We start from the raw sequence: 11,706 nt of genomic DNA on the forward strand, positions 1-11,706 counted from the left end.
AAAGGCCCCACCGGAGCAGGGCCTTCTGGTCGGTTCGACTGGAGCGGGCGAGGCGATTCGAACGCCCGACCCTCACCTTGGCAAGGTGATGCTCTACCCCTGAGCTACGCCCGCACTCTCAGTCGAGAGCGGGGCGTATAGCCGAGGCAGGGCAGGGCCTGCAAGACCCTTTTCAGAATTACCGCGGCGCGAGGCGGATGGCGCCATCCAGGCGGATGCACTCGCCGTTGATGTAGACGTTCTCGGCCAGATGCAGGGCCAGCGCGGCATAGTCGGCCGGGGTGCCGAGGCGGCTGGGGAAGGGGATGGCGGCGGCCAGGGCGTCCTGGATCTTCTGGTCCATCCCGGCCATCATCGGCGTCCACATGATGCCGGGCAGGATGGTGTTCACCCGCACGCCTTCCTGGGCCAGATCGCGGGCCACGGGCAGGGTCATGGCATAGACGCCGCCCTTGGAGGCCGAATAGGCCGCCTGGCCGATCTGGCCGTCCTGGGCCGCCACCGAGGCCGTATTGACGATCAGGCCGCGCTCGCCGTCGGCCATGGGCTCGGTCGCCACCATGCCCAGCGCCGACTGGCTGAGCACCCGGAAGGTGCCGAACAGATTGATGCGGACGGTGCGCTCGAAGGCGGCCATGTCATGGGCGCGCAGCTCGCCGGTGTCGCGCTTGCGGCTGACGGTCTTCTGGCCGGTGGCGATGCCGGCGCAGTTGACGGTCAGGCGCTCCTGTCCGTGTGCCGCGCGGGCCTTTTCGAAACCGGCGGCGACATCCTCATCCGAGGTCACATCGACCTTGCAGAAAACGCCGCCGATTTCGGCCGCAATCTTTTCTCCCGCCTCCTCGTTCAGGTCGAACAGGGCGACCTTGACCCCTTTGGCCGCCAGAGCCCGGGCCGTGCCCTCACCGAGGCCCGAGGCGCCGCCGGTGACGACTGCGGAAATGGAGGCGTCGAGTTTCATGGGAAGTCCTTTGTCAGATCGGGATTGAACCGGAAGGGGTCTGTGACGATTTAGAGGTCATGGTCCGTCCTGCCAAACCCTCATCCGCCGAAATCGCCCGGGGCAAGGCCCTGATTGCCCGCATCGACAAGGTCGATGAGGTCAGGGTCGAGCGCCGCTTCTGGCCCAAGCTGCGGCGCAGCGTGGCGCGTATCCCGTTCGCCGACCAGCTCCTGAGCCTGTATTTCGCCGCGCGCGATCCCCAGACACCGACCCGGGCCAAGGGGATGATGCTGGCGGCGCTGGCCTATTTCGTGCTGCCGGTGGATGCCATTCCCGATGTTCTGGTGGGCATCGGCTTCACCGACGATGCGGCCGTGATCGCGGCGGTGATCGCCATCCTGTCGGCCCATATCCGCTCGAGCCATCGCGAGGCCGCCCGTCAGGCGCTGGCGCAGATGGCCCGGAGCGAGGATTAACCGCCCGGCGGGCGCGTCCGCCACCAGCCGGTGATGGAATAGCGCGGGGCGCCTGCGAACGGCGCCACCATGGATACGGCGTGGTCCTGGGGCACCTTGAACAGGTTCAGCGTGCCGAACGAAGGCGTGAAGGTCTCGGTCACCGCCCCGTCGCCGTCGAGGAACATCAGCAGCCCGCCCCATTCCGCCCGCCAGCGCGGCGACAGGTTCAGCACATAGGCATAGAGCCGCCCGGCATCCTCATGTGCGTCCGTATGGCCATTGAGGAAATGGCCGGGCAGATAGCGCGTCGACTGGGCATCGACATAGGCGATCCGGTCATCGCCGGTCAGGCCGCGCGCGAAGTCCAGAAACGGGTCCGCGTTGAACAGGGCGTGCAGCTCGAACAGGACTGGCGGCAGGGGCAGGCCCATGGCGCGCGCCTGTCCCAGCTTGATCCGGTCGAAGATGAACTGGAAGCCCTCGGTCGCCTCCTCATGGGCCATGGCGTAGAGGCGGGCCTGTTCGGTCAGCGGCTCGGCCTCGAACACGGCGACCGGGACGTCGGCGTTGTAGGGGTTCTGGATGGCGCGGTTCCAGACCATGTCGGGCCCGGTCAGGGCGTCGTGCAGGACCCCGGCCCCCTCACCCAGCAGACCGGCCACGCGCGCGCGGCCGGTGGCGGCCAGCCGATCCGCCGCGCCCGTCAGATCAAGGTCCGGGGCAAGGGCGAGGGTCACGGCCCGACCGTCACCACGATCTTGCCCATGGCCGAGCGATCACCCAGGGCCTGGATGGCCTCATGCGCCTTGTGCAGGGGGAAGGTGCGGCTGACGCGCGGGCGGATCTTGCCCTCGCTCCACAGCGTCATCAGGTCGGCCATATTGGCGGCGTGGCCCTTGGGATCGCGCATGACGGCGGCGCCCCAGAAGACGCCGATTACCGCCACTGACTTGAGCAGGGTCAGGTTGAGGGGCAGGGACGGGATCCCGGCCGGGAAGCCCACCACCAGATAGCGACCGCACCAGTCCATGGCCCGGAGCGCCGGCTCGGCATAGTCGCCGCCGACCGCGTCATAGACGACATCGGCCCCATCGCGCCCGGTAGCCAGTTTCAGCTCGCCGGACAGCTCCTTCTGGGCCGCCTTGTCCATGGGGCCCGAGGGGTAGATCAGGCCGTTGTCGGCACCCAGCTCCAGCGCGAACTCGACCTTGTCGTTGGTCGAGGCGGCGGCGACGACGCGCGCGCCCATGGCCTTGCCCAGTTCGACCGCGGCAGCGCCCACGCCACCGGCGGCGCCCAGCACCAGCAGGGTTTCGCCCGCCTGCAGCTTCGCCCGGTCCTTCAGGGCATAGTAGCTGGTGCCATAGGTCATGATCAGGGCGGCGGCGGTCTCGAAGTCCATCGCCTTGGGAATGGGGATGACGCTGGCGGCGGGGACGGCGATGCGCTCGACCAGTCCGCCCCACCCGGGCACGGCAATGACCCGGTCGCCCTTGTGGATGCCCTTGACCCCCTCGCCGATCGCCTCGACCACGCCCGCCACCTCGGCACCCGGCGCGAAGGGTCGCTGGGGCCGGAACTGGTATTTGTCCTCGATGATCAGGGTGTCAGGGAAGTTGATGCCCACGGCCCGGACCTCGATGACCACCTCGCCGGCCTTGGGGGTCGGGTCCGACACCTCCTCGACCACCAGGGTTTCCGGGCCACCGGGGGCCTTGGACAGGACTGCGCGCATGGAGAACCTTTCGGGGAGACGGATGCCGGACGACCGGGGCGACTTGCCACCCCGGCCCGTCAGACGGTAACGCTCCGGCCCCACACTCCACAAGACACGAACCGGCCTGTCCGGCGCCCGGAGGCGTATAGATGACCCGACCCGCCCTGATCCTGCACGGAGGCGCCGGTGCCCGGCGTAGCCGCGACTATGCCGCCGAGCGGGCCGACATGGTCGAGGTCGTGCGCGTCATGCAGGCCCGGCTGGAGGCGGGCGAGGCCGCGCTGGACGTCGCGGTCGAGGCCGTCTGCCGGCTGGAAGACTCGGGCCTCTATGTCGCCGGGCGCGGGGCGTCGCCCAATCTGGACGGGGACTATGAGCTGGACGCCAGCCTGATGGACGGGGCCACGGGTCGGGCCGGGGGCATTGCCGCCCTGCAGGGGTTCCGCAATCCGGTGCGGGCCGCCCGGGCGGTCATGGACCACACGCCGCACGTCCTGCTGGTCGGCGAGGGAGCGCGGCGGTTCTGCGAGGAACAGGGGCTGGAGACCGTGCCCGGCGGCGACGACTGGTTCACCCGGGCCGGACAGGGCGAGGACAACCATCCGCCCGGGACGTTGGCGCACGGCACGGTCGGCTGCTGTGTGCTGGACACGCAGGGACGGTTGGCGGCCGCGACCTCGACCGCCGGAGTATTCGGCAAGCTGCCGGGCCGGGTGGGCGACACCCCCCTGCCCGCCAGCGGCACCTGGGCGGACGGCCATGCGGCGGTCTCGTCCACCGGCCAGGGCGAATACTTCATCCGCACGGCGGCGGCAGCCCAGGTCGCCTGGCGGGTCGCCTCGGGCCAGACGGTGACCGAGGCGGGACAGGCCGTCATCGACGCCATCGGCGCCATGGGCGGCGACGGCGGCCTGATCGCCCTGGACCGCGAAGGGCGCCACGCCGACCCCTACAACAGCCAGGGCATGAAGCGCGCCTGGCTGACCCCCGAGGGCAAGATCGGCGTCGCGGTCTTCGACGACTGAGCCCGTTCAGGCCGATAGGCAGATGACCTGGGCGACGCGCAGGTCGCGACGCAGGGCATCGGCGACCCGGCCATAGTTGGCGAGGGTGACAGGCTCCTCCAGCGGCCGGGCGTCGCGGTCCGGCATGCCGCGGATGGCCGGGCCGAAGGTGTCGGGGGCCGTGGTATAGATCCGGCCCCGGCGCGGGGCCTCGGCGATGGTCACGCCCAGCACCCGGCCCTGACGATCCAGCACCGGGGCGCCGGACAGGCCCGAGAGGGTGCCCTTCAGCCCCGACGTACGGCCGACCTCGGCCCAGGCGAGGACCGGCTCATCGCGCTGGCCCCGGCCGCGCACCCGGAAAGTCTCACGGCCAAGCAGGCGCGAGGTGACCTCGCCCGCCCGGCCCTGCGGATAGCCGGGGTGGAAGCCCCGCTGGCCCTTGCGCAGTTCGGGGGCCGCGACCACCGCCAGCGGCTCCGGGCCCCCTTCGGTGATCAGGACGGCGACGTCGGCGCGCGGAGCCAGACGGATGCTGGCGGCGACGGCACGCCCCCCGCCGACCATCAGGGCGGGCCTTGGGCAGCCCTCGACCACATGGCGGGCGGTGACCCAGCGCCCCTCGCCCGCGACCGAGAAGGCGGTGCCCGAGGCGGGCTGGAAGGGAATGTCCGGCGCATTCAGGGTGATGGCCGGGTCGAAGGGGGTGATGGGCCCCAGAAGCGCGCCCTCGACCTCATCCGGTTCGGGCGGCGGGGGCGGGGTGAAGACCTCCTCGCGCCGGTCCAGCGCCCAGATCAGGATCGCCAGCGACAGGAGACCGTAGAAGGCCCAGTCGGTCAGTCGCGACATTTGCCCCCCTAGCCCGCCAGGGCGGCGCCGAGGATCAGGGCGGTCGCCAGCTTGGCCCCGACCAGCAGCACGGCGGCCGAGACCTCGCCCTCGCGGATGCGCTGCGGCAGGCCGGTCAGCAGCATGTCGACCAGCCGGAAGACGAACAGCTGCAGCACCACGGTCGCCACGCCCCAGATGACGATGTCGCGGATCGAGGTCGAGACCGACAGGCTGATGGCCAGCGGAATGGCGAGACCGATCAGGACGCCGGCAAAGGCCACGGCGGCGGCGGAGTTGCCCTCACGGATCAGGGCGACCTCTTTCCAGGGGGTCAGCAGGGCGTACAGGGTCGCGCCCAGCACCAGCAGGGCGATGGTCACCGCCAGATGGGTCATCAGAACCGGAAAGCCCCGGGCAAAGGCCTGGACTTCGGGGCTGGTCAGGACGCTGGAGAGGGACGAGGAGTCCATGGAACGGGTATGCGGGGCCTGAGGATCACGGAAGAAAAAACCGCCCCCCGTCCTTGCCTCAATCCAGCCCCAATCCGCAAGCGCGGCGGAGCCACAGTCTGTGACGAAAGGTTACGGCGGTTCGGGTGGGGAATACCGTCTGAAGGGTCTCAATGGTCTGGATGGTCTGAGTTCAGAATTACCGTCTGAACCGTCTGAATGGTCTGAACCGTCTGGATTGAGCTTCTCCGTCCGTTGGTGTGTTCCCTTCTCCCGATGGGAGAAGGTGGCGCGCGAGCGCCGGATGAGGGGCGGCGGTGTTGGTCGGCGCAAGCCGTAGCTGGGGCAGTGCGACGGCTCACGCCGAAGGCGGGGGGCGACCCTCACCCCTACCCCCTCTCAGGCTACGCGCTGCCCTTCGGGTCCCATCGGGAGAGGGGACAATAAGAACCGTCTGAACCGTCTGAACCGTCTGAATGTCCTCCTGCGCGACCGGGCGGGCCGACAGTGTAAAGGCATTCCGGAGCAGGGCGGGGAAGTCGGGGCGGGATGCGGGCAGGGCGTTGATCCCGCGAGGAATTTCTGCGGGCCCATGGCGCAGCGGGGGGCCGCGGGCACGACCCTGCTGTGGCCTCTGTGAATACGCCGTGGTCGCTGTGATGAACCCGCTTGGCTGCTACGCGCCGCCCTTCGGGTCGCAAGGAGAGACGGACTGCCCGGACCGATCCTCGGTTCAAGCCCGAGGATGGCGACGTCTGCGAGGGCGCGACCTAAGCCGCGTCCTGCTCGGCCTTCCGAAGCGTAGACGCCCGGACCTTTTCGCTTTCGGACTTCAGCTGGCCGCAGGCGGCGAGGATGTCGCGGCCGCGGGGGGTGCGGATGGGCGAGGCATAGCCGGCCTTGTTGAGGATGGCGGCGAAGCGTTCGATGGTCTTCCAGTCCGAGCATTCATAGTCGGTGCCGGGCCAGGGGTTGAACGGAATGAGGTTCACCTTTGCCGGGATGCCCTTGATCAGGTTGAGCAGGGCGTGGGCTTCGTCGGGGCTGTCGTTGACGCCTTTCAGCATCACATATTCGAAGGTCACGCGGCGGGCGTTGGAGAGGCCCGGATAGGCGCGGATGCCGGCCATCAGCTGGGCCAGATCGTACTTCTTGTTAAGCGGCACCAGCACGTCGCGCAGGGGATCATTGGTGGCGTGCAGGCTGATCGCCAGCATGGCCTGGGTGCGGGTGCCGAGCGCCTCGAGCTGGGGCACCACACCCGAGGTCGAGACGGTAATCCGGCGGCGCGACAGGGCGATGCCCTCATTGTCCGAGATGATGTCGATGGCGTCGGCGACGTGGTCGAGATTGTAGAGCGGCTCGCCCATGCCCATGAAGACGATGTTCGACAGGCGGCGGTCTTCCTTGGGCGACGGCCATTCGCCGAGGTCGTCGCGGGCGACCTGGACCTGGGCGACGATTTCGGCGGCGGTCAGGTTGCGGACCAGCTTTTGCGTGCCCGTGTGGCAGAAGGTGCAGTTGAGCGTGCAGCCGACCTGTGAGGAGACGCACAGCGCGCCGGCGCGGCCGACGTCAGGGATGTAGACGGCCTCGACCTCGATGCCCGGGGCTGTGCGGATCAGCCATTTGCGGGTGCCGTCGTTCGAGACCTGACGCTCGACGATCTCGGGCCGGGCGAGGGTGAAGGCGGCGGCCAGCCTTTCGCGCGTGTCCTTGGCGACATTGCTCATGGCGGCGAAGTCGGTGACGCCGAAATGATGGATCCAGCCCCAGACCTGGGAGGCGCGCATCTTCGCCTTCTCCGGCGGGCAGATGTCGGCGTCGATCAACGCCTGGCGCAGGCCCTCGCGCGTCAGCCCCGAGAGGTTGACCGGCGCAGCCGTGGCCGGTTGGGCGCGGGAAAGATCGAGCGTGATGCTCACGGGAGCAATCCTGTCGAAGGGGGCGGGACGGGCGGAAAGGCGGGGCTTATACCACAGAACCCGTCACGATTAAGGCCCCGGGGTCCCCCCGGGCCGAGGCCCTACAGCAGGGCCGAGATCGCTTGCCGGGCCGCTTCGCCCAAGTCGGGGCGTTTCAGGGCTAGGGCGACATTGGCGCGTAAGAGACCGATCTTGTCGCCGCAGTCGTGGGTGACGCCCTCATACTCATAGGCGGTGAAGGCCTGATCCTGCATCAGGCGGGCCATGGCGTCGGTCAGCTGGATCTCGCCGCCCGCACCCCGGCCTTGCGTCGCCAGCAGGTCGAAGATCTGCGGCTGGAGGATGTAGCGGCCCGAGATCGACAGGTTGGAGGGGGCCTCGCCGCGCGGGGGCTTTTCGACCATGCCCTTCATCGAGATGCGGCGGCCATTGCGCTCGGCCGGGTCGACGATGCCGTATTTGTGGGTGTCGGCCTCGGGCACCTGTTCGACGCCGATGACATTGCCGCCGACCTCGGCATAGACGTCGGCCAGCTGTTTCAGGGCGCCGGGCTGACCGTCGACGATGACGTCGGGCAGGATCACGGCAAAGGGTTCGTCGCCGATGATGTCGCGGGCGCACCAGACGGCGTGGCCGAGGCCCTTGGGCTGCATCTGGCGGGTGAAGCTCATCTCGCCGGCCATGGCCAGTTCGCCGTTCATCATCTCGAGGATGTCGGTCTTGCCCTTGGCCTCCAGCTGGGCCTCCAGCTCGATCTGGTGGTCGAAATAGTCCTCGATCGCCTGTTTGGCGCGGCCTGTGACGAAGACGATATGCTCGATCCCCGCCTCGCGCGCTTCCTCGACGATATAGCTGAGGATGGGGCGATCGACGACGTTCAGCAGTTCCTTGGGCGTGGTCTTGGTGCCGGGCAGGACCCGGGTGCCGAGACCGGCGACGGGAAAGACGGCCTTGCGCAGGCGGGCGGGGGTGGCGGGCATGGACGACTCCTGGACGGGATCACTCAACCGTGACGGACTTGGCAAGGTTCCGGGGCTGGTCGACGTCGGTGCCCTTATGGACGGCGGTGAAATAGGCCAGCATCTGGACGGGAATGGCATAGACCAGCGGCGCGATCAGGGGGTGGCAGTCCGGCGCCTCGATCCGGGTGATGCCGGTGCCGTGGGGCGTGGGCGCCGACAGGGGCGCGATCATCACCACCGGGCCGCCGCGCGCGGCGATCTCCTGAAGGTTGGAGGCGGTCTTTTCGAACAGATCGTCCAGCGGGGCGAGGGCGACGGTCGGCGTGTCCTCGTCGATCAGGGCGATCGGGCCATGCTTGAGCTCGCCGGCGGCATAGCCCTCGGCGTGGATATAGCTGATCTCCTTGAGCTTCAGCGCGCCTTCCATGGCCAGAGGGAACATGGCACCCCGGCCGAGGAACAGGACGTCGGTGGCGCGCGACAGCTCGTGGGCCACATCGCGCATCCGGTCTTCCATCTGCAGGGCCTCGGCGATCAGGCGCGGAGACTCGAACAGGGCCTGAACCAGTCTGGCTTCTTCGTCCGCGCTGATCCGGCCGCGCGCGACACCGGCGGTGACGGCCAGCGCCAGCAGGGCGGCGACCTGGGCGGTGAGGGCCTTGGTCGAGGCGACGCCGATCTCGGGGCCGGCATGGGTGGGCCACAGATATTGCGCCTCGCGCGCCATCGACGAGGTGTGCACATTGACGAGGGCCGCCGTGGGCAGGCCCAGACCCTTGCACCAGGTCAGGCAGGCAAGGGTGTCGGCAGTCTCGCCCGACTGGCTGACGGCCACGGCCAGGGTGTCGGGCATCAGGGCCGGGGAGCGATAGCGAAACTCGGACGCGATCTCGACATCGCAGGGCAGGCCGGCCAGTTTTTCAAAGGCGTAGCGGCCGATCTGGGCGGCGTAGAAGGCCGTGCCGCAGGCCACGATCTGGATGCGGGCGATCGATTTGAAGTCGACGTCCTGTTTGAAGGCCCGGCCGTTGACGAAATCCAGATAGGCCGAGAGCGTGCGCTGGACGCTGTCGGGCTGTTCGTGGATCTCCTTTTCCATGAAGTGGCGGTACTCACCCTTCTCGACCTGGGCGGCCGAGGCGGAGACAATCACCTTCTGACGTTCGACCGGTTCTCCATCGACGTCGAACATGCGGGCGCCGGTGCGGTCGAGGGCGACATAGTCCCCCTCTTCCAGATAGCTGATGGTCTGGGTGAAGGGGCCGACGGCCAGCGCGTCAGAGCCCAGATACATTTCGCCCTCGCCCCAGCCGACGACCAGCGGGCTGCCACGCCGGGCGCCGAGGATCATGCCGTCCTCGCCCTCGATCAGCACGGCCAGCGCATAGGCACCCGTCAGCCGGTCGAGCACGGACTTGAAGGCGACGACCGGATCGTTGCCGCCGCCGAGGGCGCGATCCAGCAGGTGGGCCACGACCTCGGTGTCGGTCTGGCTCTCGAAAGTATTGCCGAACGCCTCGAGCTCGGCCTTGAGGTCGGCAAAATTCTCGATGATGCCGTTGTGAACCAGGGTCACGCGGCCCGCCTTGTGCGGGTGGGCGTTCTGGGTCGTGGGCGCGCCGTGAGTGGCCCAGCGCGTGTGGCCGATGCCGACCGTCGAGGACAGGGGTTCGGCCTGCAAAACCGCCTCCAGCGCGGCGATCTTGCCCTTGGCCCGGCGACGCTCGATGCGACCCTCGACCAGGGCGGCGACGCCCGCCGAGTCATAGCCGCGATATTCGAGCCGCTTCAGGCTCTCGATCAGCCGGGGGATCGCCGGGCCGGTGCCGGTGACGCCAATGATGCCGCACATAGGTTCGTCCCTTATCAAAGATCGTCAGAAAACCATGGCTTTACGCACAGGCCCGTGACGGTCTAAGCCCACTCCGCCCTCGGGGGGCGGCTCCCCCCTAGGCCAAGACGACGGGGCCTGACACCTAAATTGCGGTTTCGCAAGGTTTCTGTCTCTGATGTCGGGCATGCCGGGGGGCCAGGAGTGAGGGATATTCATGGCTGAGAGACGCTATTTCGGGACCGACGGAATCCGGGGCCGGGCCAACACCCACCCCATGACGCCCGAGGTGGCGCTGCGGGTGGGCCTCGCGGCCGGGCGGATGTTCATGTCCGAGGATGACCGGCGCCACACCGTGGTGATCGGCAAGGATACCCGCCTGTCCGGCTATATGATCGAGCCGGCCCTGGTGGCCGGTTTTGCCAGCGCCGGCATGGATGTGATCACCTTTGGCCCCCTGCCCACGCCGGGCGTGGCCATGATGACCCGGTCGATGCGCGCCGATCTGGGCGTGATGATCTCGGCCTCGCACAATGGCTTCATGGACAATGGCATCAAGCTGTTCGGGCCGGACGGCTACAAGCTGTCGGACTCGGTCGAGCTGAAGATCGAGGCGATGATGGACGCCGATCTGGATGCCGATCTGGCCCCCGCCGACCAGTTGGGCCGGGTCCGGCGCATCGACGACAGCCAGGCGCGCTATATCGAGGTGGCCAAGGCGACCTTTCCCAAGGCGCTCAGCCTGAAGGGCCTAAGAGTCGTGATCGACTGCGCCAACGGGGCCGGGTACCGCGTCGCGCCGACCACGCTTTATGAGCTGGGCGCCGAGGTTTTCCCGCTGGGCGTCGAGCCCAACGGCCTGAACATCAATGCCGATTGCGGCTCGACCTATCCGCAGGCGCTGAGCGCGGCGGTCAATCTGCACCGGGCCGATATCGGCATTGCGCTGGACGGTGACGCCGACCGGGTCATCATCTGCGACGAGAAGGGCCAGGTCGTCGACGGCGACCAGATCATGGCGCTGGTGGCAAGGGACTGGGCCGCGCAAGGGCTGCTGATGGGCGGCGGGGTGGTCGCCACCGTCATGTCCAATCTGGGACTGGAGCGGGCCCTGCTGGCTGACGGTCTGACGCTGGAGCGGACCAGGGTCGGCGACCGCTATGTCATGGAGCGGATGCGCAAGGGCGGCTTCAATCTGGGCGGCGAACAGTCGGGCCATATCATCCTGCGCGACCACGCGACCACCGGCGACGGCCTGATTTCGGCGCTGCAGGTGCTGGCCGTCCTGGTCAAGAGCGGGCGCAAGATGAGCGATCTGGCCCGCCAGTTCGACCCGGTGCCGCAGATCCTCGAGAACGTCCGCTATGCGGCGGGCAAGCCGATGGAGTCGGCGACCGTCAAGGCCACCATCGCCGAGGGCGAGGCGCGATTGAAGGGGCAGGGCCGGGTTCTGGTCCGCAAATCGGGCACAGAAAAGCTGATCCGCGTCATGGCCGAGGGCGACGACGAGGCGCTGGTCCGGTCGGTCGTGGACGACATCTGTGCGGCCGTGAAAGCAGCCGGCTAGGTGTCGAAGCTATGAA

At 68.4% G+C, this 11,706-nt stretch carries 11 protein-coding genes and 1 tRNA gene; 3 read left to right on the forward strand and 9 right to left on the reverse strand.

What is annotated here, in order from left to right; all coding sequences use genetic code 11:
• Nucleotides 1-39: 39 nt before the first annotated feature.
• Nucleotides 40-114: transfer RNA gene (locus tag B4K74_RS00625), tRNA-Gly, on the reverse strand.
• A gap of 64 nt (nt 115-178) precedes the next feature.
• Entirely contained in the window at nt 179-961 is a 783-nt protein-coding gene (locus B4K74_RS00630) for an SDR family oxidoreductase (protein WP_123286187.1), read from the reverse strand.
• Between the two features lie 59 nt (nt 962-1,020).
• Here B4K74_RS00630 and B4K74_RS00635 point away from each other — a divergent pair, with 59 nt between their 5' ends.
• Nucleotides 1,021-1,419 carry a YkvA family protein gene (locus B4K74_RS00635; RefSeq protein WP_286691309.1) on the forward strand — a complete coding sequence of 133 codons (399 nt, stop codon included), beginning with the start codon at nt 1,021-1,023 and terminating at the stop codon, nt 1,417-1,419.
• Here B4K74_RS00635 and B4K74_RS00640 read toward each other — a convergent pair.
• Nucleotides 1,416-2,138, reverse strand: coding sequence for a 2OG-Fe(II) oxygenase (locus B4K74_RS00640; protein ID WP_286691310.1), 723 nt, complete (start codon nt 2,136-2,138; stop codon nt 1,416-1,418). The two genes, B4K74_RS00635 and B4K74_RS00640, sit on opposite strands and share 4 nt — an antisense overlap.
• Nucleotides 2,135-3,136: an NADPH:quinone oxidoreductase family protein gene (locus B4K74_RS00645; RefSeq protein ID WP_286691311.1), complete on the reverse strand. Its 1,002-nt coding sequence runs from the start codon at nt 3,134-3,136 to the stop codon at nt 2,135-2,137. Before B4K74_RS00645 ends, B4K74_RS00640 begins: the two co-directional genes overlap by 4 nt.
• Nucleotides 3,137-3,267: 131 nt before the next feature.
• Between B4K74_RS00645 and B4K74_RS00650 the strand changes: the two genes are divergently transcribed.
• Nucleotides 3,268-4,143 (forward strand): isoaspartyl peptidase/L-asparaginase family protein, encoded by an 876-nt coding sequence (locus tag B4K74_RS00650; protein WP_286691312.1) that lies wholly within the window; start codon nt 3,268-3,270, stop codon nt 4,141-4,143.
• Between the two features lie 6 nt (nt 4,144-4,149).
• Here the strand turns inward: B4K74_RS00650 and B4K74_RS00655 are convergent, their stop codons facing one another.
• The 5 genes from B4K74_RS00655 to glmS form a co-directional block, all read right to left on the reverse strand.
• Nucleotides 4,150-4,974: a S1 family peptidase gene (locus B4K74_RS00655; protein WP_286691313.1), complete on the reverse strand. Its 825-nt coding sequence runs from the start codon at nt 4,972-4,974 to the stop codon at nt 4,150-4,152.
• 8 nt (nt 4,975-4,982) lie between these two features.
• Nucleotides 4,983-5,426, reverse strand: coding sequence for a DUF350 domain-containing protein (locus B4K74_RS00660; protein ID WP_123286181.1), 444 nt, complete (start codon nt 5,424-5,426; stop codon nt 4,983-4,985).
• A 749-nt stretch (nt 5,427-6,175) separates the two neighbouring features.
• Complete coding sequence (gene rlmN, locus B4K74_RS00665; protein WP_286691314.1) at nt 6,176-7,330, reverse strand: 23S rRNA (adenine(2503)-C(2))-methyltransferase RlmN; 1,155 nt, start codon at nt 7,328-7,330, stop codon at nt 6,176-6,178.
• Nucleotides 7,331-7,431: 101 nt separating this feature from the next.
• The gene (gene galU / locus B4K74_RS00670) at nt 7,432-8,310 is read right to left on the reverse strand and encodes a UTP--glucose-1-phosphate uridylyltransferase GalU (RefSeq protein ID WP_286691315.1); all 879 of its coding nucleotides are present in this window, start codon (nt 8,308-8,310) and stop codon (nt 7,432-7,434) included.
• A 19-nt stretch (nt 8,311-8,329) separates the two neighbouring features.
• Nucleotides 8,330-10,144, reverse strand: coding sequence for a glutamine--fructose-6-phosphate transaminase (isomerizing) (gene glmS, locus B4K74_RS00675; protein WP_286691316.1), 1,815 nt, complete (start codon nt 10,142-10,144; stop codon nt 8,330-8,332).
• Between the two features lie 196 nt (nt 10,145-10,340).
• On the opposite strand from glmS, the gene glmM reads away from it, so the two are divergent.
• On the forward strand, nt 10,341-11,690 hold the full coding sequence (gene glmM / locus B4K74_RS00680) for a phosphoglucosamine mutase (protein WP_286691317.1): 1,350 nt from the start codon (nt 10,341-10,343) through the stop codon (nt 11,688-11,690).
• The last annotated feature ends 16 nt before the right edge of the window (nt 11,691-11,706 follow it).

The sequence above is a fragment of the Brevundimonas sp. UBA2503 genome (genome assembly GCF_002341485.1).
Lineage (GTDB): Bacteria > Pseudomonadota > Alphaproteobacteria > Caulobacterales > Caulobacteraceae > Brevundimonas > Brevundimonas halotolerans.